The organism is Streptomyces sp. CBMA29 (assembly GCF_014596445.1).
Lineage (GTDB): Bacteria > Actinomycetota > Actinomycetes > Streptomycetales > Streptomycetaceae > Actinacidiphila.
This window is the reverse complement of sequence record NZ_MECL01000124.1, coordinates 91,211-112,221: the sequence shown is the minus strand read 5'-3', so window position 1 is coordinate 112,221 and position 21,011 is coordinate 91,211. Positions and strand designations below refer to the sequence as shown.

The 21,011-nt window shown below is 72.3% G+C and carries 14 protein-coding genes; 10 read left to right on the top strand and 4 right to left on the bottom strand.

Annotation, left to right across the window (positions count from 1 at the left end):
• Positions 1-3 precede the first annotated feature (3 nt).
• The 9 genes from BGM09_RS17710 (at position 4) to BGM09_RS17670 (ending at position 13,768) form a co-directional block, all read left to right on the top strand.
• Positions 4-1,011: an ABC transporter permease gene (locus BGM09_RS17710; protein ID WP_317452750.1), complete on the top strand. Its 1,008-nt coding sequence runs from the start codon at positions 4-6 to the stop codon at positions 1,009-1,011.
• Entirely contained in the window at positions 1,008-1,973 is a 966-nt protein-coding gene (locus tag BGM09_RS17705; protein ID WP_188282577.1) for a carbohydrate ABC transporter permease, read from the top strand. The genes BGM09_RS17710 and BGM09_RS17705 overlap by 4 nt, the downstream gene beginning before the upstream one ends.
• Positions 1,974-2,014: 41 nt before the next feature.
• Positions 2,015-3,085, top strand: a complete 1,071-nt coding sequence (locus tag BGM09_RS17700) for a LacI family DNA-binding transcriptional regulator (protein WP_223187164.1) — start codon at positions 2,015-2,017, stop codon at positions 3,083-3,085.
• A gap of 104 nt (positions 3,086-3,189) precedes the next feature.
• Positions 3,190-5,223 (top strand): TIM-barrel domain-containing protein, encoded by a 2,034-nt coding sequence (locus tag BGM09_RS17695; RefSeq protein ID WP_188282576.1) that lies wholly within the window; start codon positions 3,190-3,192, stop codon positions 5,221-5,223.
• Between the two features lie 8 nt (positions 5,224-5,231).
• Positions 5,232-7,262 carry a beta-galactosidase gene (locus BGM09_RS17690; RefSeq protein WP_188282575.1) on the top strand — a complete coding sequence of 677 codons (2,031 nt, stop codon included), beginning with the start codon at positions 5,232-5,234 and terminating at the stop codon, positions 7,260-7,262.
• Between the two features lie 167 nt (positions 7,263-7,429).
• Positions 7,430-8,287, top strand: coding sequence for a serine/threonine protein kinase (locus tag BGM09_RS17685; protein WP_411158325.1), 858 nt, complete (start codon positions 7,430-7,432; stop codon positions 8,285-8,287).
• Positions 8,288-8,289: 2 nt separating this feature from the next.
• Positions 8,290-9,870, top strand: coding sequence for a serine/threonine-protein kinase (locus BGM09_RS38515; RefSeq protein ID WP_188282574.1), 1,581 nt, complete (start codon positions 8,290-8,292; stop codon positions 9,868-9,870).
• Between the two features lie 362 nt (positions 9,871-10,232).
• Positions 10,233-12,248, top strand: a complete 2,016-nt coding sequence (locus BGM09_RS17675; RefSeq protein WP_188282573.1) for a protease pro-enzyme activation domain-containing protein — start codon at positions 10,233-10,235, stop codon at positions 12,246-12,248.
• 182 nt (positions 12,249-12,430) lie between these two features.
• A complete protein-coding gene (locus BGM09_RS17670; RefSeq protein WP_317452749.1) occupies positions 12,431-13,768 on the top strand; it encodes a hypothetical protein in 1,338 nt (445 codons plus the stop codon).
• 63 nt (positions 13,769-13,831) lie between these two features.
• Here the strand turns inward: BGM09_RS17670 and BGM09_RS17665 are convergent, their stop codons facing one another.
• The 3 genes from BGM09_RS17665 to BGM09_RS17655 form a co-directional block, all read right to left on the bottom strand.
• Positions 13,832-15,850: a transglycosylase domain-containing protein gene (locus tag BGM09_RS17665; protein ID WP_188282572.1), complete on the bottom strand. Its 2,019-nt coding sequence runs from the start codon at positions 15,848-15,850 to the stop codon at positions 13,832-13,834.
• A 159-nt stretch (positions 15,851-16,009) separates the two neighbouring features.
• Entirely contained in the window at positions 16,010-17,197 is a 1,188-nt protein-coding gene (locus BGM09_RS17660; protein ID WP_188282601.1) for a PP2C family protein-serine/threonine phosphatase, read from the bottom strand.
• A gap of 228 nt (positions 17,198-17,425) precedes the next feature.
• The gene (locus tag BGM09_RS17655; protein ID WP_188282571.1) at positions 17,426-17,914 is read right to left on the bottom strand and encodes a MarR family winged helix-turn-helix transcriptional regulator; all 489 of its coding nucleotides are present in this window, start codon (positions 17,912-17,914) and stop codon (positions 17,426-17,428) included.
• A gap of 280 nt (positions 17,915-18,194) precedes the next feature.
• Between BGM09_RS17655 and BGM09_RS17650 the strand changes: the two genes are divergently transcribed.
• Positions 18,195-19,211 carry a phosphatase PAP2 family protein gene (locus tag BGM09_RS17650; RefSeq protein WP_188282570.1) on the top strand — a complete coding sequence of 339 codons (1,017 nt, stop codon included), beginning with the start codon at positions 18,195-18,197 and terminating at the stop codon, positions 19,209-19,211.
• 139 nt (positions 19,212-19,350) lie between these two features.
• Here BGM09_RS17650 and BGM09_RS17645 read toward each other — a convergent pair whose 3' ends face one another.
• Complete coding sequence (locus BGM09_RS17645) at positions 19,351-20,859, bottom strand: DEAD/DEAH box helicase (protein WP_188282569.1); 1,509 nt, start codon at positions 20,857-20,859, stop codon at positions 19,351-19,353.
• Positions 20,860-21,011 lie beyond the last annotated feature (152 nt).

Here is a 21,011-nt window from a genome sequence, read left to right as displayed (position 1 = left end):
GCGGTGGCCGCGATCATCACCGGGAAGTCGCAGAAGGACGCTGCGACGTCGGACTCCGACAAGCCTTCAGCGAAGGGCAACGCCAAGGGCCCGGCGCACGGCGGCCTGACCTGGCGCGTGCGGCTGCGCCGCGACAAGTCGCTGCTGCTGATGACCCTCCCGGCCGTCGCGCTGCTGCTGGTCTTCAACTACGCGCCGCTGTTCGGCCTGGTCACCGCCTTCGAGTACTACGACCCGCTGGTCGGCGTCCGCAACAGCGACTTCGCGGGCCTGGAGCAGTTCCGGCAGCTCTTCCACGACCCGCTGTTCTGGGGCGCGTTGCGCAACACGCTCTTCCTCAGCTCCGTCCAGATCATCCTCTTCTTCCCGGTGCCGATCGCGCTCGCCCTGATGCTCAACACCGTGATCAGCGAACGGCTGCGCAATTTCGTGCAGTCCATCGTCTATCTGCCGCACTTCTTCTCCTGGGTGCTGACGATCACCGTCTTCCAGCAGATGCTCGGCGGCGCGGGCGTGCTCAACCAGTTCCTGCGCCGACATTCGATCGGCACCTGGGACGTGATGACCGACCCGCACACCTTCGCGCTGCTCATCACCTCGCAGGCGGTGTGGAAGGAGGCGGGCTGGGGCATCATCGTCTTCCTCGCGGCGCTCGCGGCCATCGACCAGAACCAGTACGAGGCCGCGGCCGTCGACGGCGCGGGCCGGTGGCGCCGGATGTGGCACATCACGCTGCCCGGCATGCGCGGGGTGATCGTGCTGATGCTCGTGCTGCGGCTCGGCAACGCGCTGACCGTCGGCTTCGAGCAGTTCCTGATCCAGCGCGGCGCGGTCGGCCACGACGCGGCCGACGTCCTGGACACCTTCTCCTTCTATTACGGCATCGCCACCAACAACTACAGCTACGGCGCCGCCGCAGGTCTGTTCAAGAGCGTCATCTCGCTGCTGCTGATCTGGGGCGCGAACCGGCTGGCGCACTCCTTCGGCGAGGACGGGTTGTACCGGAAATGACCGACACACTGACCGTGGGCGGCGACCGCGCCGGCCGTACGCGCGACCCCCGTGCGCGCAAGGGGCCGCAGCGCCCGTCGTGGGAGGAGGCGCCGGGCGTCGCCGGGCAGACCTTCAAGGGCGCCACCTTGGCCCTGGTCGTGGCGGCCGTCCTGGTGCCGCTGTGGATCGTGGCGCTGACCAGCGTCTCCACGCCCGGCGCGATCGGCCGCGCGGGCGGCCTGGTGATCTGGCCGGACGGGATGACGCTCAACGCCTACCGGCTGATGCTGGAGAACGGCGCGGTCACCCGCGCCCTGCTGGTCAGCCTCGGCATCACCGGCGTCGGCACCGCGATCTCGATGGTGGTCTCGGTGCTGTGCGCGTACGGCCTGTCGCGCTCCGGGTCGCTCGGCCACCGGGCGATCCTGATGGTGCTGATCGTCACGATGTTCGTCAGCGGCGGCCTGATCCCGACGTACCTCGTCGTCACCGGCCTCGGCGGCTACGGCCAGTACTGGGCGCTGATCCTGCCCAGCGCGATCTCCGTGTTCAACATCCTCGTCCTGCGCGCCTTCTACTCCGGCACCTCCGCCGAACTCATCGACGCGGCGCGGATGGACGGCGCCAACGACTGGCGCATCCTGTGGTCGGTCGTGCTGCCCACCTCGCGGGCCGTGACCGCCGTCGTCACGCTCTTCTACGCGGTCGGATACTGGAACTCCTTCTTCAATGTCATGCTCTACATGCCCACGGACAGCCCCAAGTGGCCCTTGCAGTATGTGCTGTTGGAGTACGTCAACTACGGGATGAACATGCCGGGTTCGGTGAACAGCGGCTTCGGCACCGCGCACGCGCAGACCGCGCCGCTGTCGCTCCAGATGGCCGTCGTGGTACTCACCCTCGTACCGATCCTGATGGTCTACCCCTTCATGCAGAAGCACTTCAAGACCGGCGTGCTGACCGGAGCGGTCAAGGGATGAGCGGTCAGGGGACGAGCGGTCAGGGGATGAACGCTCAGGGGATGAACGGCTCGGCGAACACCCAGAAGGAGCAGCACAGCATGATGGGAAGCACCTCCGCCGTGACCATCGCCGAAGTGGCCAAGCACGCCGGGGTGTCGTCGAGCACGGTCAGCTACGTCATCAGCGGCAAGCGCTCGATCTCCGAGGCGACCAGGCGCCGGGTGGAGGCGGCCATCAGGGAGTTGGGCTACCACCCCAACGCGGGCGCGCGGGCGCTGGCGGGCAAGCGGTCGCACATCATCGCGCTGATGGTGCCGCTGCACACGGACGTCTACGTGCCGATCATGATGGAGATCGCCATCGCGGTGACCATGGCCGCGCGCAGCTTCGGCTACGACGTGCTGCTGATCACCAACGACGAGGGCCCCGACGGGGTGCGGCGGGTCGCGGCCAGCGGCCTGGCCGACGGCGTGATCCTGATGGACGTCGAGCTGGACGACGACCGCATCCCCGTGCTGCGGGCGCAGAACACGCACGCCGCGCTGATCGGGCTGCCCGCCGACGCGACCGGACTGTCCTGCGTGGACCACGACTTCGCGGCGGCGGGCGCGCTGTGCGCGGACCACCTGGCCGGCCTCGGCCACCGCGACGTGGCCTTCATCGGCTACAGCCCGGCGGTCTACCGGCGGCACGCGGGCTACGCGGAACGCACGCTGACCGGCTTCCGTACGAGGTCGGCCGAGCGCGGGCTGCGGATCGTGCACCGGCCGTGCGACGGGACGTACGAGAGCACGGCGGGCGCCTTCACCCGCATCCTCGCCGACCGGCCGGAGACGACCGGTTTCGTCGTGCAGAACGAGGGCGCGATCGGGCCGCTGCTGAGTCTGCTGCGGGCGGCCGGGCGGATCGTGCCCGAGGACGCCTCGGTGGTGGCGCTGTGCCCCGAGCCGCTGGCCGACCAGTACTCGCCGCGGCTGACCGCCGTCACCGGGCCCGCGCAGGATCTGGGGCGGCGCGCGGTGGAGTTGGTCATGCGGCGGATCGAGGGCGCGGACGCCGACGAAGTCGCCCTGCTCACACCGCTGTTGACTACGCGCGAGAGTACGGGCCCGGCCCCGCACCGCGCCTGAGCCCCGCTTCCCCGAGCCCGCTTCCCCCGAGACAGAGCGCGCCACCTCCCTACCCCCGCACGCCCGCTTCCGCCCCCGTACCGACACGTCAGGAGAGCCACCGCATGGCAGAGCACTTCCGCATCCGCGAGCACGCCCTCGAATGGCGGGCCAGGGGTGAGACGTTGCGGGTCGAGGCGTGGGGCCCGGACGCGGTCCGGGTGCGGTCCGCGCCCGCCGGGGAGATCGTCGAGGATCTGCCCGGCGCGCTGGACGCGCCGCCGCCCGGCGCCACAACCGCGATCACCGTGCACGGCGACTCGGCGACCCTCGTCAACGGCACGCTGACCGTACGGATCGACGCCTGCGCCGAGGGCCGGCTGACCCCGGAACTGCCCGCGGCGGCGGGCCGGTTGACCTTCCTGCGCACCGATGACGGCGGTGAGCTGCTGGCCGAGGAGCCGCCGCACTTCTGGTGGCCGGGGCCGCGCCTCTACACGGCCACCGGCAACGGCTACCACCGTCTGGAGCAGCGGTTCAGGGCGTATGCGGACGAGCGCTGCTACGGCCTGGGCCAGCACGGGCACGGACTCTTCGACCAGAAAGGCGCGGTCCTCGACCTGGTGCAGCGCAACGGCGAGGTGACCGTGCCGCTGCTGATCTCCAGCCGCGGCTACGGCCTGCTGTGGAATTCCCCGGCGGTCGGCCGCGTCGAGCTGGGCGTCACCGGCACCCGCTGGGTCGCCGACAGCGCCCGGCAGATCGACTACTGGTTCACCGCGGGCGACCCGGCCGCCGCCTTGCGCCGGTACGCCGACGCCACCGGCCACAGCCCCGAACTCCCCGACTGGGCCACGGGCTTCTGGCAGTGCAAGCTGCGCTACCGCACCCAGGAGGAGCTGCTGGAGGTCGCGCGTGAGTACCGCCGCCGCGAGCTGCCGCTGTCCGTCATCGTCTGCGACTTCTTCCACTGGACGCACCTGGGCGACTGGCGCTTCGACCCCGCCGAGTGGCCGGACCCGGCCGCGATGGTCCGTGAACTGGACGGCATGGGCGTGAAGTTGATGGTCTCGGTGTGGCCGTCAGTCAGCCCGGCCAGCGAGAACCACGCGCCGATGGGGGACCGCGGGCTGCTGATCGGCACCGAATACGGCCCGCTCGCGCACGCCGACTGGCCGGACAAGGGCCTCGGCGCGTACGCGGCGCAGGTCGCCTTCTACGACGCCACGCATCCCGAGGCCCGCGCGTACGTGTGGGAGAAGCTGGCCGCCAACTACCTCGCGCACGGCGTCTCGGCGTTCTGGCTGGACGCCGACGAGCCGGAGCTGAAACCCAACTACCCCGCCAACCTGCGCTTCCACGCGGGGCCCGGACTCGAAGTCGCCAACCTCTATCCGCGCGAGCACGCCCGCATGGTGCACGACGGGCTGCGCGCGGCCGGGCACAGCGAGGTGCTGACCCTCAACCGCTCGTCGTGGGCGGGCGCGCAGCGCTACGGCGCCGCCCTGTGGTCCGGCGACATCGGCACCGACTTCGCGTCGCTGCGCGCGCAGATCACCGCCGGGCTCCAGGTGATGCTCTCCGGCATCCCCTGGTGGACCACCGACATCGGCGGCTTCCACGGCGGCGACCCCGACGACCCCGCCTACCGCGAGGTGCTGGTCCGCTGGTTCCAGTACGGCGCCTTCTGCCCGCTGTTCCGCCTGCACGGCTTCCGCGGCCCGGAACAGGTCCTGGAGCCCGGCATGACCGGCCTGCCCAACGAGGTCTGGTCGTACGGCCCTGAGGCGTACGCGGTCCTGGCCTCGTATCTGCGGCTGCGCGAACGGCTGCGGCCGTACGTCGCCGAGCAGATGCGGGAGACGGCCCGGAGCGGGGTGCCGCCGATGCGGCCGCTGCTGCTGGAATTCCCCGACGACCAGGACGCGTGGGGGATCTCCGACGCCTTCCTGCTCGGGCCCGACCTGCTGGTGGCCCCGGTCACCGAGGCGGGCGCGGTCGCGCGGGAGGTCTACCTTCCGGCGGGCGCGCGGTGGACGGACGCGTGGACGGGCGAGGAGCACGACGGCGGCCGTACGGTGACGGCCGCGGCGCCGCTGGAGCGCATTCCGCTGTTCCTGCGCGACGGGGCGCGGCTGCCGATCGCGGAGCCGAGGTGAACCCTTCCATGGACGCCGTCCCCGACTCCCGTGCCGATCCGGCCGGTTGGCTGACCGCGCGGCTCGGCGGCCCCGCCTTCGGCGGTGACTACAACCCCGAGCAGTTCCAACACGACCCGGCCGTACGGCGCGAGGACGAGGAGCTGATGCGCAGGGCCCGCGTCAATCTCGTGACCCTCAACGTCTTCGGCTGGGCGGAGCTCGAACCCGAGCCGGGACGCTACGACTTCGCCGCGCTCGACGCCCGGCTGGAGCGGCTGCACGCGCAAGGCGTCGCCGTCGATCTCGCCACACCCACCGCGCAGCCGCCGCCGTGGTTCGGCCTCGCGCACCCCGACGCCCTGCCCGTCACCGCCGACGGCACCCGGCTGACGCACGGCAGCCGTGACACGTACTGCCTGGCCGCGCCCGCCTACCGGCAGGCCGCCCGCGCCGTCGCCGAGGCTCTGGCGGCCCGCTACGGCGCGCACCCGGCGGTCGCTCTCTGGCACGTGCACAACGAGTACGCGACCGTCTGCCACTGCGAGCACGCCGCCGACGCCTTCCGGCGCTGGCTGCGCGACCGGTACGGCACGCTGGAAGCCGTCAACCGGGCCTGGGGCACCGCCTTCTGGAGCCAGCGCTACGGCGCGTGGGAGCAGATCCAGCCGCCGCGCGCCACGCAGTGGCGCCCCAACCCCGGCCAGGTGCTGGACTTCCGCCGCTTCTGGTCCGACCTCGCGCTGACCGCCTACCGCGAGCAGCGCGACGCGATCCGGGCGCACAGCCGGGTGCCGGTCACCACCAATCTGATGCTGCCCGGCTACCAGGTGCTCGACCTGTGGGCGTTCGGCCGCGAGGTCGACCTGGTGGGCGTGGACCACTACCCGGACGCGCCGGGCCTGGACGCCGCCGCCGACACCGCCTTCGGCGCGGACCGGGCGCGCTCCTTCGGCGGCGGCAAGCCGTGGCTGCTGATCGAGCAGGCCACCAGCACCGTCTACGCGGGCGACCTCGTCCTGCCCAAGGAACCGGGCGACATCCTGCGGCACTCGCTGAGCCACATCGCGCGCGGTTCGGAGGGCGTGCTGTTCTTCCAGTGGCGGCAGTCACCGGCCGGGGCCGAGATCTGGCACTCCGCGATGGTCCCGCACGCGGGGCCGGACACCCGGATCTTCCGCGAGACCGTCGAAACCGGCCACGCGGTGGCCGCCCTGGCCGAGGTGACCGGCTCGACCGTACGGGCGCGGGCGGCCGTCCTGCACGACCCGGACGTGTGGTGGGCGCTGGACACCCCCGTCCTGCCCACGCCCGAACTCCCGTACCTGCCCGCCCTCAAGCGCGCCCACCGCGCCCTGTGGGACGCCGGGATCACCACCGACTTCGCGCACCCGTCCGCCGACCTGTCCGCGTACCGGCTGGTTCTCGCCCCCAGCCTGCACCTGGTCTCCGAGGAGTCCGCCGCCGCGCTCACCGCCTACGTCGAGGGCGGCGGCACCCTGCTGGTCGAGTGCTTCAGCGGCGCGGTCGACCCCCACTACCGCGCGTGGCCCGGCGGGGCGCCGGGCCCGCTGCGGCCGCTGCTCGGCCTGCGCGCCGAGGAGTTCCGCCCCCTGCCGTCCGGCGCCGCCGTCACCCTGACCGACGGCGGCGCCGGCGCCACCTGGACCGAAGCGCTGCTATTGGAGGGCGCGACGGCCGAAATCCGTTACGCGGAAGGCACGTTGACCGGCCGGGCCGCCGTCACCCGGCACGCCCTCGGCCGGGGCGCCGCCTGGTACGCCTCCACCCGGCTGTCCCCCGCCTCGTACACCGCGCTGATCGCCGGCTTGATACGGGCGTCCGGCGCGGAGCCCGAACTCCCCGCGCTCCCGGCGGGCGTCGAGGCGGTCCGCCGCCACAGCGCCGACGGCCGCGCGTACCTCTTCCTCCTCAACCACTCCCCGGCCGAGGTCCGCGTCCCCGTGCGGGGCCACGATCTCCTGGCCTCCCGCGCCCTTCCGCCCGAGGGCGCCGTCCTCCCGCCCGCGAGCGCGACGGTCGTCCGCGAGGAGAGCTGAGGGACCGCCCCGGCCGTTCAGGGAACGGCATGGAATGTGACCCCGGCATCACCCGGACGAGTGAGCGCTTCTCGGTCATCTTGGGGAGGTTGCGCAACCCGCTTTCCGCGAGGGGCGTCCACTACTGCGCGACAGGTGTGACGCTTGGGGTGGGAAGGGGGTCGGGCGTGGACACGGTGATTGTGCAGTTGCCCGAGGAATCGGACGGGCGGTGGTCCGACGGGCGGTGGGGCGAGGAACCGGTCGGGCGGCGGCCGAGACTGCTGCGGCTCGGTCCCGGTGAGACGGCCGAGTTCGGGCGGGGGTCGCCCGGAAGCCCGGTGCCGGTGCGGCTGCGGGACCCCGGGGTCTCGCGGTGCGCGGGGCAGATCACCGCGGCCGAGGACTACTGGCGGCTGTCCAACTTCAGCCGCAGCGCGACCTATGTGGTGGAGAATCTGGAGGGCGCGGGCGAGCACATCAAGGTGGCGCCCGGACGGCTCGGCGCTCCGGTGCCGTTCGAGTTCTCGCAGGTGGTGCTGCCCTCGCGGGGCGCCGGTGCCAGTTTCAAGGTGTTCGCGCCGCAGCACGCGTACCAGGACGACCCGGACAGCGGGGCGGACGGCGGCGAGCGCACGACGATGCCCTTCGCTCTCGATCCGACCTCCAAATACTTCCTGGTGCTGCTCGCGCTGTGCGAACCGAGGCTGCGCAACGCCTCGACCGGCGCGGTGCCCGGCGTCGGCGACGTGCTCAAGCGGCTGCGCCCGCTGGAGTCCTGCCGCGACCTGACCAGGTCCGCCGTCAACTACCACGTGGACTACCTGGCCTCGGTGAAGCTGCGGCTGCGCGACGACGCCGCCGAGACCGACTCCGACACCCTCGCGGGCGGCAAGCGGGACGAACTGGTGGCCTTCGCGCTCCGCTTCGACCTGGTCAGGGAGGAACACCTGGCCCTGCTGCCGCCCAGGACACGGCACGGCGCCGCCCCGGCCGCCACCGCCGGCACCGCCGCCGCCGTCTCCCACGGAACCGGAAAGGTCTGAGCGTGACGCACGAGGAGGGCGGCGGCCAGGCCAGGGCCAAGGCGCCGCTCGACGTACCGACCGGCTACCGGGTCGGCGACTGGACGGTCACCGGCCTGATCGGCAGCGGCAGTTGGGGCAGCGTCTACACCGCCGAGGGCGCGCCCGACAGCCCGCGCGCGGGACAGCGCGCCGCCCTGAAATTCCTCGGCACCGGCCTGCTCGCCCCCGGCCAGCGCGCCGAGGTGGACGAACTGGTCACCAAGGAAGTGCGGTTCAGCCTGGCGGCCCGCCACCCGCACCTGATCCGTACGTACGAGGCGCTGCCGGTGACCGACCAGGACCGGCCCGCGCTCGACGGCTCCATCGCGCTGGCCATGGACCGCGCGGAGCGCAATGTCCAGGACCTGCTCGCCGACGCCCCGTCCGCACCCGTCCCCGACGCCGTCCGCATCCTGCGCGGCGCCGCCTCGGGCCTCGCCCATCTACACGGCGAGGGCTGGCTGCACGGGGACCTGAAACCGGCCAACATCCTGCTGGGCCCCGAAGGCGAGGTCTGGCTCGCGGACTTCGGCCTCACCACCGAACTGGACGGCACGCACGCCTACGTACCGCCCATGGGCACCCTGGACCACCTGCCGCCCGAGTGGTGGTCCGAGCGCACCGGCAGCCTCGGCACGGCGGTCCGCCCCACCGCCGACATCTGGGCCTTCGGCGTCGTCGCCCACCAGGTCCTCAGCGGCGGCCAGCACCCCTTCCCCGGCGCCGGAGCGCGGGCCCGAGCCCTGGCCGCCCAGGCGTACGCGCGCGGCCGGGCGCCGCTGCGGCTCGACCCCGCGCTCCCCGCGGGCTGGCGACAGCTCATCGCCGACTGCCTCGCGCCCGACCACGCCGCCCGCTCCGCCCTGACCGCGGCCAAGCTCGCCGAGCGGGTCGAGGAGTGCGCGGCCTCCGGCGACACGCGTCCCTCCGGCGCGTCCCGGCGCGGGCCGCGAACCGCCGTCCTGGTCACGGCGCTTGTCGTCGTCCTGGCCGCCGCGGGGACCACCACGGGAGTGCTGCTCGCGGGCGGTGACGGCGCCGGGAAGCCCGGGGCCGAGGCTCCCGCGACCACCCCCGGCGTGACGGTCAGCGCCGTGAACGACGCGCTGCCCGCCTCCTCCGACATACCGAAGAATCTGCGGACGTCCATCGGTTCTGCCGCCCGGCTGTGCGTGCAGCCCGAGGTCACCCCGGCGCTGATCGCCGCGATGCTCAAGGCGGAGACCGGCTTCAACGAGAAGGCGCGCCGCCCGAGCACCGACGAGTACGGCATCGCCATGTGGACACCGCGGGTCTTCAAGGCGTGGGCGGTGGACGGCGACCGCAACGGCACCAAGGACTACATGTCGGCGCCCGACGCCATCGCCACCATGGGCGCCTATCTGTGCTGGGTGGACGAACAGCTCAAGAAGCACGGCCTGCACGACGACCTTCCGGGGCTGACGGCCGCCGCGTACCGCACGAGCACCCGCACGATCGAGGAGGCCGGTGGCGTACCGGCGCGCGTGCGGCCGTACGTCGACAAGGTGCATCGCTACCTGGCCGACTACACCGCGCGGTAGCCACCGGCCCCTGTCCCGCCGTCCCGGGCTCCCCCGTGCGGACCGGTCCGGCCGGACACCCACCACTGTAGGCACGGCCCGGCGGGCCCGCTCCTGACAGATGACAGGGGTGGCGGACCCGGCATTTGGCCTAAGCGCGTCGAAATCCCCGCCCGGTGGTTAAAGGTCCAGCTAAGGACGGCTGTTCGGCATTCCCAGCGTCCGGAAGTGGCGTGCACACTACAGCCGTCGCCCGCCAAAAGCGTGCAACAGGCAGCTATCGCACCACGATCCAGGTCTCGTCCTTGTCCTGTTCCTGACCTCACGTTGGAGTCGTCATCAACGACATACAAAAACCCCGTGTCACACGGGCCCGCGCAGCGGTGGTCGCGGCGGCCTCGCTGGCCATGGTGTCCGGGTCCCTGATCCTCGCCATGCCCTCGCAGGCCAGCGGCCCCACGCCCGCGGCCAGGACCATCGCGCAGAGCCACCCGGACTGGGCCACCGCCTCCGCCGACCAGGGCTCGGTCGCCGCGGACACCGAGCTCACCGGCACCGTGTACCTGGCGGGCCAGGACGCCGCGGGCCTGACGACGTACGCGACGGCCGTGTCCGACCCGAGCAGCGCCCGCTACGGCGAGTTCCTGAGTCCGGCCGCGTACAAGGCCCGCTTCGGCGCCACCACGGCGCAGGTCTCGGCGGTCCTGAAGTGGGCGGCCGACTCCGGCCTGAAGGTCGTGAGCACCTCCGACCACGCGATCACCGTCAAGGGCACCAACGCGGCGGTCACCAAGGCGTTCGGCACCGGCATCCACCAGTACCGCGTCTCGGGCACGCTGCGGCACGCCCCGGCCCGTGACGTCGTGGTCCCCGCGTCCGTCTCCTCCGCGATCCTCGGCGTGACGGGCTTCACCACGCCCGGCGCCAACGTCGCGAAGCCGGACTCGCACCGCGTCGACGACACCGCGGCCGGCTCCGCCGCGACCCCGGCCAGGAGCGGCAAGCCCGACGCCGGCCTGCCGACCACCGCGACCTGCTCCGACTACTGGGGCCAGAAGACCGCCAAGGGCGCACCGGCCGGATACACCAAGTCCGACGTGCCGTTCGACCAGTGCTCGTTCTACCCCTCGCAGCTCCGCAAGGCGTACGGCATCACCGCCTCGGGGCTGACCGGCAAGGGCGCGACGATCGCGATCGTGGACGCGTACGGCAGCTCCACCATGCTGGCGGACGCCAACCAGTACGCGACCGCGCACGGTGACAAGGCGTTCAAGCCGGGCCAGTACAGCGAGGTCGTCGACCCGTCGCAGTGGACCAACCAGGACCTGTGCGGCGGCCCCGAGGGCTGGGCGCCGGAAGAGGCGCTGGACGTCGAGATGGCGCACGGCCTCGCGCCCGACGCCAAGGTCGTCTACGTGGGCGCCAACTCCTGCGACGACAACGACCTGCTGGGCGGCATCAGCACCATCGTCGACCACCACCTGGCCGATGTCGTCTCCAACTCGTGGGGCGAGATCATGCACACCACGGACGACGCCGACGTCACCGCGTCGCTGATCGCCGCCTACGAGCAGGTGTTCAAGCAGGCCGCCGTCGAGGGCATCACCATCGGCTTCTCCGCGGGCGACTGCGGCGACAGCAGCCCGCTGGCCGCCGCGACCGGCGTCAACTGCCAGCCCGACACCTCGCGCGCGCAGGCCAACTGGCCCGACTCCGACCCGTGGGTGACCTCGGTCGGCGGCACCGCGCTCGGTCTGAAGGACAAGAGCGGCTCGTACGGCTTCGAGACCGACATGGGCACGCTGCGCTCCAACCTGTCGGCCGACGGCAAGAGCTGGACCCCGGCTCCCCCGGCCCCGTTCTACTTCGGCGGTGGCGGCGGCACCAGCGAGGACTTCGCACAGCCCGCGTACCAGCGCGGTGTCGTGCCCGGTTCGCTGTCGCACACGCTGATGACCGGCGCGAAGAGCCGTACGGCCCAGCGCGTCACGCCGGACGTCTCGATGAACGGTGACCTGTACACCTCGGTCCTCGTCGGCATCTCCGACGGCGCCCCGTACAGCGAGGGCGGTTACGGCGGCACCAGCGTCTCGGCGCCGGAATTCGCCGCGGTCCAGGCCGACGCCATCCAGGCCAGGCACCACGCCATCGGCTTCGCCAACCCGGCGATCTACGCCCGCGCCGGACTGTTCAAGGACGTCGTGGACCAGAACGCCGCCCACCACAACAAGGCCCCGCTGAGCAACGTCGCCGACTTCGGCCTGGTCAACGGCACCCTCGCCGTGCGCCTCGCCGCCTTCGGCGAGGACACCTCGCTCAACGCGGTCCGCGGCTTCGACGACGCGACCGGCGTCGGCTCCCCGACCCTGTCCTACCTGCGGTCGTTCGGCCGCTACTGACCGGTTCGCCCCGAAGGGCCCGGCGGAGGTCTCCCCTCCGCCGGGCCCTTTTGTGATCGTACGGCTACGGAATCGGCTACGGGTACGCCGCACGCGCCCCACACGTGTCTGCATAGACGGCGAGGCGATCGATACCGGGTCCCGGTCTTCGGCGACGCCGGTGGGAGCGAAGGGGCGAGAGCGTGAAGTCAGCAGTCCGGTCGTGGGTCAGGCAGCGGCCGAAGGCGGCGGTGGCGGGGGCGGCGGCGGTGGGCGCCGTGGGAGTGGCGGTCGCGCTGGTGGCGACGCTGTCCGGCGGAGGCGGGGGCGGCGGGAGCGTCGGGAGCGGTCAGCAGGACGACGCGGCGGCGCGGTCGAGCGCGACACCGACCAGCCGCGCGCCGGGCGTGAAGACGGCACCGACGCCGACGCCGTCGCCGACCGTCACCGAGACGAAGGGGCCGATCGGCGACGGGTCCACCGCGTACACCGGGCCGCAGCCGCACCAGCCGAAGCCGGAGAAGCTCAAGCCGGGTGAGAAACCTCCGCAGTTCGTGGTGTTCTCCTGGGACGGCGCGCTGGAGAACGACGACCATCTGTTCTCGCGCTTCCGGGAGCTGGCCAAGGAGAACAACGCGAACATGACGTTCTTCCTGTCCGGCATCTACCTCGTCCCGGACACGAAGCGGTCGCTCTACCACCCGCCCCGGCACGCGGCCGGGGCGTCCGCGATCGACTTCCCGACCGACGCGCACATCAAGGAGACGCTGGAGCAACTGCGGCTGGCGTGGCAGGACGGGGACGAGATCGGGACGCACTTCAACGGGCACTTCTGCGCGCCCGACGCGGGCGGCGGCGGCACGTGGAGCACCGCGGACTGGCGCGAGGAGATCGCCCAGGCGTACTCGTTCGTGGAGCACTGGAAGACGAACACCGGCTTCACCGACCTCCCGCCGCTGCCCTTCGACTACGGCCGTGAGCTGGTCGGCGGGCGCGCGCCGTGCCTGGAGGGGCAGAAGAATCTGCTGCCCGCGGCCAAGGCGCTGGGCTGGCGGTACGACGCCAGTTCGCCCGGCGACTTCCAGCTCTGGCCCGCCAGGCTGGGCGGGGTGTGGAACTTCCCGCTGGAGCTGATGCCCTACCCCGGCAAGGACTTCCAGGTGCTGTCGATGGACTTCAACTTCCTCTACAACCAGTCGGGCGGCGAGCAGACCCAGGGCGACCCGGCGAAGTTCGGGGACTGGGAGCGCGAGACCCGGCAGGGCTATCTGAACGGCTTCGAGCGCGTCTACAACGGCAACCGCGCACCGCTGTTCATCGGCAACCACTTCGAGACGTGGAACGGCGGCATCTACATGCAGGCCATCGAGGACGTGGTGAAGGACGTCTGCCACCGGGACGGGGTGCGCTGCGTGTCGTTCAAGGAGCTGTCCGACTGGCTGGACGTCCAGGACCCGGCGGTGCTGGCCAAGTTGCGCGATCTCGACCCGAGCGAGTCGCCGGACTGGACGACGTTCCTCAGCAAGAATCCGGACGAGTAGCCGGGCCTTGCGAAGAGATCCGGGAAGCGGCGGCCGGGCCCCGCGCCGAAGGGCCCGGCCCGGTCAGCCGGCCGCCGCCACGTACCGCGTCCAGATGTCGACGGGATATGTGCTGCCGAACTCCTTCGTGGACTTCGACGGCCCGCCGGTCCCGGTCAGCGGCAGCAACTCCTGTGTCTTCGGGTCGAGTCGGAAGACGGCGACCGACGTCGCCACCGCCGCGGCCCGCGCCCCCTTCGGCGGGTAGCCGACGTACCAGGCCGACAGGTCCCCGGCCGCCGTGCCCGTCTTGCCCGCGAGATCCGTCCCGCCCGCGAGCCCGCCGCCCGACCTCACCGCGCGGCGCGCGGTCCCGCCGGTCACCGCGTCCTTGAGCGCGTCGTCCACCTCGCCCGCGACCTTCGGCGTGAACGGGTGTGTGACGGTGGGCTGTTCGATGTCCACGCGCTGCCCGTCGCGGGTGACCTTGAGCACGGAGTACGGATCGGTGTGCGCGCCGGCGGCGGCGAAGGTGCCGTACGCGCTCGCGACCCGGATCGGGCTCGGGGTGACGCCGGTCCCGGTGGCGAAGGCGGGCACCTGCTCGCCGAAACCGTGCGGCAGCAGCCCGGCGTCGACGGACGCCTTCCGTACCCGGTCCAGGCCGACGTCCATGCCGAGTTGGGTGATCGGGCCGTTGACGGAGTCCGCCACCGCCTGCCGCAGGCTGATCCAGCCCCAGGACTTCCCGCCGTCGTTGCGGCTCTTCACGATCGTGCCGTCCCGGCTCCAGTACGGCCCCTCCGGCGTCCGTATCGGCACCTTGTCGTCGCCGTCGTAGACCGAGTCGGGGGTGACGGGCGTACGCGGCTCGCCGCGGGTGAGCAGCGCGCCGTCGCGCAGTCCGGCCGCGTAGACGAACGGCGCGTAGGCCGTACCGACCGGCACGATCGCGATGTTGGCGTCGTCGAAGCCCTGCTCGATGTAGTCGGGGCCGCCGTAGAGCGCGACGATCCGGCCGTCGGCGGCGACGGACGCGGCGCCGACGCGTACGTTCCGGTCGGCGGTCCTCGCCTTCGGCGTGAGGCCCGCGGTCTCGTGCCGTACGGCCTCCGCCAGGGCGTCGACGCGCGGGCGCTCGAAGGTCGTGTAGATCTGGTAGCCGCCCAGGTCGAAGCGCGCGTCGGAGATGTCGCTGTGCGCGGACACGTACGCCCGCGCGGTGTCGACGAGATAGCCGGTCTGCCCGCTCAACCCCACCGGTTTCGGCGGCGCCTTGGGCTCGGGGAAGACGGTGTACGCGGCGCGCTCGGCGCGGGAGAGCTGACCGGTCTTCACCATCCGGTCCAGCACCCACGTCCAACGGGCCACCGCCCGCTGGTGGTTGGCCGGGCTGATCGCGGGGTCGTAGAGCGCGGCGCCCTTGAGCAGCGTGGCGAGGAAGGCCCCCTCACTGGCGTTGAGCTGGGAGACGTCCTTGCCGTAGTACGCCTTCGCGGCGCGCTGCACACCGTACGTTCCGCGCCCGAACCAGGCGGTGTTGAGGTAGCCGTCGAGGATCTGCTTCTTGCTCGTCTTCTGGTCCAGCTTCACCGAGATGAACATCTCGGTGATCTTGCGGGAGAGCGTCTGGCTCTGGTCGAGGTAGACGTTCTTCACGTACTGCTGGGTGATGGTGGAGCCGCCCTGGGTGTCGCCGCCGGTCACCATGGTGGCGACGGCCCGGCCGATGCCCTTCGGCGAGACGCCGTGGTCGGAGTAGAAGGAGGCGTTCTCGGCGGCCAGCACCGCCCACTGCACGCTCGTCGGTATCCGGTCCAGCGGCATCGCCTGCCGGTCCACCGGGCCCACCCGCGCCATCTCGGTGCCGTCGGCCCAGTAGTAGACGTTGTCCTGCTGCGTGGCGAATTCATTGAGGTCGGTGGGTATCCGGGTCCGCGCGTACGCCACTCCCACCACGGCGGTCAGCGTCACCAGCACCCACAGCGCCAGCAGCGACGCCTGGCGCGGCGACGGCACCCACCGCCGTATCCCGCGCCGCTCGGGCCGTGGATAGCGCGGCCGCAGTACCCGGGCCACGCGTTTCGCACGGGTCGCGCTCATCGCGCCTATCGCGCGTATCGCGCCTGTCGCGCGTCGGCCCAACCGCCTCGGCTTCAGCCACTTTTTCCCCAACACCCCCGGAAACTAAGGCTGGTTGTGGACAGCCCGAGGGCGGGACCGCCACAGTTCTGTAACAGCCCGCAGGTCCAGGGCTACGGGTCAGGAGGGCTCGCGGCGCGCGCGGGGGTGGAGACGCGCGGCGAGGACGGCGACGTCGTCCTCGGCGCGGGCGGCGTCCAGCCGGGTGAGGACTTCGTCCAGGACCGGCTGGATCGCGGCTCCCGGCGGGAGCCGCAGGTCGGCGAGGCGGGCCAGGGAGACGTCGATGTCCTCCTTGCGCCGCTCGACCAGGCCGTCGGTGAACATCACCAGCGTCTGGTCGGGGGTGATGTCACGGGTGGTCAGCTCGTAGCCGCCGACGCCCGTGCCCAGCGGCGGCCCGACGGGCAGACGCAGCAGGCTGCCCGTGCCGTCCGCCGAGAACAGCACCGGCGGCAGGTGGCCCGCGCTGACCAGTGCCACGCTCCCCCGCGCCGGGTCGACCCGGACCAGCAGACACGTCGCCGGGCGGCGGGTGCCGTCCTCGGCCACGGCCGCGTCGAGCTGGCGCAGCACGCGGTGCGGCGGCAGATCCGCCGAGGCCACGTACCGCAGCATCGAGCGGTACGCGTTCATGTCCACGGCCGCGTCCAGACCGTGGCCCATCACGTCACCGATCACCAGCAGCGTCCGGCCGAAGCTGAGCCGTACCGTCTCGAACCAGTCGCCGCCCACCAGGCTCCCGCCGCCCGCCGGGAGATAGCGGGTCGCGATGTCCAGGTTCGGGTGCGGGCGCCGGGGCTCGGCCAGCAGCGCCCGCTGGAGATTCAGCGCCGTGCTGTGCGCCGCCGTGTGCTGCCGCGCGTGGCTCAGGTGCACGGCCGCCAGGCGCGCCGCGTAGTGCACGGCCGCCGTCTCCTGCGCCGTGAACCCCCGCAGGCCCGCCCGTACCGCCAACAGCGCGCCGTACAGCCGCCCGTGCGCCAGCAGCGGCATCGACACCGCCGTACGCGGCAGACTCCCGTACGCGTCCGCCGTCGTCGTGATCGGATGCCCCTCGTCCAGCGCCCGCACCGACAGCGACTGCGCGCTCAGCGGCGTCCTCGGCTCCAGCAGCTCCGACCTGCCCGCCGCCGCCGTCCGCGTCAGCGCCAGCTCCTCCGGCCGCCGGTCCGCCGGTACGTCCTCGGGCAGCAGGTCCACGGCCGCCGCGTCGCTCACCCGGCGGCACAGGAAGGCGACCAGCTCCGCGCAGGTCGTCTGCTCGTCCAGCGTGCTTCCGATGGCCTCGACCGCCTCCTCCGCCATCTCGAACCGGCCCCCGTCCGTGCCCTCCGCCTCCCCCTCGACCGGTCCGCTCACCACTCCACGCCGCCTCTCCCACCGTCTGCCCTGGCGGGCACCCCCCGATCCTTCCAGGGCCCCCGCCCCTGACCCCCCTTCCCACGTGCCGATACCCCGATCTTTTCTGCTGCCGCGGAGCCTCGTTTCCAGGGGCGCCGCGGCGGCGCGCCCGCCCTGCGCGAGGCGGTGTTCTCAGGGGGTGGGGCCGTCGAGGAATTCGGCGAGCCGAAAGAGGGCGGGAAGGGCCGCACGAACGGCCCGAAGGTCAGCATCGGGCAAAGCTTCAAGCGCGGCGTCCATCCGCCGCTCATGCGCCAGCGTCCACGCGGCGAGCCGGTCCCGCCCGGCAGCGGTGAGCGTGACGACCGAGGCGCGCCGGTCGGCGGGATCGGTCTGCCGGGCGACGAGCCCGGCGGCGATCATGGGCCCGATGAGCCCGCTGACGGTACTGGCGGCGAGCCGTCGCCGGACGGCGAGATCACCGATGCGGGCGGGCGAGTGCTCGCCGAGGACCTGCAACAATTCGACCTGGGCCATGGGCAGCGCCTCCCACGGGTCGTCGCCGCCGACGGACACCCGAAGGGCACGGCGGAGCCGGGTGACGGCCTCGGTGAGCAGCCGGGCGTCGGCGGACTTGCTGAGCGGTCGCGGCGGGGAAACCGCGGGGTGGTGCGGGGACATGCCCTTGAGCGTAGGCCCTGGGATGTCACGGAAGACCTGTCCGCGGCCTCTCAGGAGCGGGACGGGACCCCGCCGCGGCGGGCGGCGACTCGTCACTTCGGCGCCACCCGGACGACGGAAACTTCGGTGTCCGATGTAATCTCGTCCGAGTCCGCCGGCCACGGCCGGACCGTACGGCGAGAGTGAAAACCTTCATGCTGCTGGCGTATCCCCCGAGTCCCGCACAAGGTGCCCGGCACCCGGGACGGGTCCTGCCCGCAGCCGCGCCGGAGGGCAGCCGATGACGTCCCCGACGCGCAACGCGCCGCGTACGGACGGCACGCGTACGGACGGCGCGCGTACGGACGGCGCGCGTACGGACGGACCCCGAGGCGACGAGCCCCGTACCGACATCCTCCGCAAGGACGCGGCCCCGGAGACCGAGACCGCGCCCGAGGCGGCACCCGAACCCACACCCGCGCCCGCCGAAACCCCCAAGAGCCGGTTCCGCCGCCTCGGCCCGCTCCTGCCCGCACGGCTGCGCCGCCTCGGCCGCCCGCACCTGCTGGTCGAACTGGTCTTCAGCGTGGTGCTGTACAAGACGTACTCGCTGACCCGCCGCGCCGCGCCCGAGCACCACGAGGCCGCGCTGCACCGCGCCACGGACATCCTCAACGCCGAGCGCACGCTGCACGTGAACATCGAGCTGACGATCAACCACGCGATCGACAAGATCGACTGGCTGATCGTCGGCATGAACTACTACTACGCGACGCTGCACTTCATCGTGACCCTCGGCGTCCTGGTCTGGCTCTACGCCCGCCACCCCGCCAGCTACCGCAGCGCGCGCACCGCGCTGTACGCGGCGACCTTCGTGGCCCTGATCGGCTTCACCTTCTTCGCGCTGGCGCCGCCGCGCCTGATGGAGGGCCAGGGCTTCATCGACACGGTCGTCACGCACCACACCTGGGGCTCATGGGACAACGACGACGTGTCGTCGCTGTCGAACCAGTACGCGGCGATGCCGTCCGTCCACATCGTGTGGTCGGCCTGGAGCGGTCTGACGGTCGCGGCGCTGGCCCGCAGAACGTGGGTCAGGGTCCTGGGCTTCCTGTACCCCTTCTTCACCTTCACCGTCATCCTCGCCACCGGCAACCACTTCCTCGCCGACGCCGTGGCGGGCGCCCTCACCCTGGCCCTGGGCTTCCTCATCCAGCGTCTGCTGCTCGGCCGTCCCGCCTACCTCTACCCGGCCCCCGACCCGCTCCCGCCAGGCCCCTTGGGTCCGGTGGGCGCCCGCACGGGCGCCAGGCAGTAGTCCGGGCGGCGGCGACACACCCACGCACGCACCCACGCACGAGGGCCCGAGCCGTGTCGAACGGCTCGGGCCCTCGTCGTGCGCGTGGTGCCAGTCGTACCGGTCCTGCCGGTCGTACCGGTGGTCCGCCCCGGAGGGGTTACGCGGCGCCGCGCATCGGGGACGAGCGGCGGCGGGACTGCGACGTCGGACGGCCGCGGCGGGCGCGGGAGGACGGCGCGCCGGAGCGCTGCGGGCGGTCGGCGACCGGGTTGGTGATGGTGACCGGGATGCCGGACGGCGCCTGGGCACCGGTGATCCGGGTCAGCTCGGCCTCGCCCGAACGCACCTGGGCGACCTGCGGCGCGATCCCCGCGCTGGCCATCAGACGGGTCATCTCGCGGCGCTGGCTGGGCACCACGAGCGTGACGACCCGGCCCGACTCGCCCGCCCGCGCGGTACGCCCGCCGCGGTGCAGGTAGTCCTTGTGGTCGCTCGGCGGGTCGACGTTCACGACGAGGTCGAGGTTGTCGACGTGGATGCCGCGGGCCGCCACGTTCGTGGCGACCAGCACCGTCACGTGTCCGGTCTTGAACTGCGCGAGGGTACGAGTGCGCTGCGGCTGCGACTTGCCGCCGTGCAGCGCCGCCGCCCGTACACCGCTCTTGAGCAGGTGCTGGGTGAGCTTGTCGACGGCGTGCTTGGTGTCGAGGAACATCAGCACCCGGCCGTCGCGCGCGGCGATCTCGGTGACGGTCGCGTACTTGTCGGCGTCGTGGACGTGCAGCACGTGGTGCTCCATCGCGGTGACCGTGCCCGCCGACGGGTCGACGGAGTGGACCACCGGGTCGGAGAGGTAGCGCCGCACGAGCTGGTCGATGTTGCGGTCGAGCGTGGCGGAGAACAGCATCCGCTGGCCGCCGGGCCGCACCTGGTCGAGCAGCTCGGTGACCTGGGGCATGAAGCCCATGTCGGCCATCTGGTCGGCCTCGTCCAGCACGGTGATCGCGACCCGGTCCAGCCGGCACTCGCCGCGGTCGATCAGGTCCTTGAGCCGTCCGGGCGTCGCCACGACGATCTCCGCGCCGCCGCGCAGCGCGCTGGCCTGGCGGCCGATGGACATACCGCCCACGACGGTGGCCAGCCGCAGCCGCAGCGTGCGGGCGTACGGGGTGAGGGCGTCGGTGACCTGCTGGGCGAGTTCCCTGGTCGGGACCAGGACCAGCGCGAGCGGCTGCCGCGACTCGGCGCGCTGACCCGCGGTACGGGCCAGCATCGCCAGGCCGAAGGCGAGCGTCTTGCCGGAGCCGGTGCGCCCGCGGCCCAACACGTCACGTCCCGCGAGGGTGTTGGGCAGGGTGGCGGCCTGGATCGGGAACGGTACGGTGACGCCCTGTACGGTCAGCGCGTTCAACACGGCGTCGGGCAGGTCGAGTTCGGCGAAGGACTCGACGGCGGGCAGCGGCGGCGTGACCGTCACCGGCAGGGCGAACTCGCCCTGCGGCGCGGAGGGCCGCCGTCCGTAGCCGCCGGAGCGGGAGCCGCCGCCGTTACGGGACTGGCCGCCGGAGCGGCCGGAGCCCGAGCCCGAGCCGGAGCCGCCCGTACGGGAGGAACCACCCGTTCGGGTGCGGCTGAAACGGTCGTTCGTGCGAGATGTGCGGTTCAAAGGAACCCTTCCTCGATGCGACACGTATCGAGGATTTCCCGGCGGCCGTGAGGCGGCGGGGACAATCGCAAGAACGAGCCGGATAAAAAGCGAAACGAAGCCGGTCGGGATATTTCCTCCCGTGGCTTCGACATTTCCGCGCCATGAAAAAG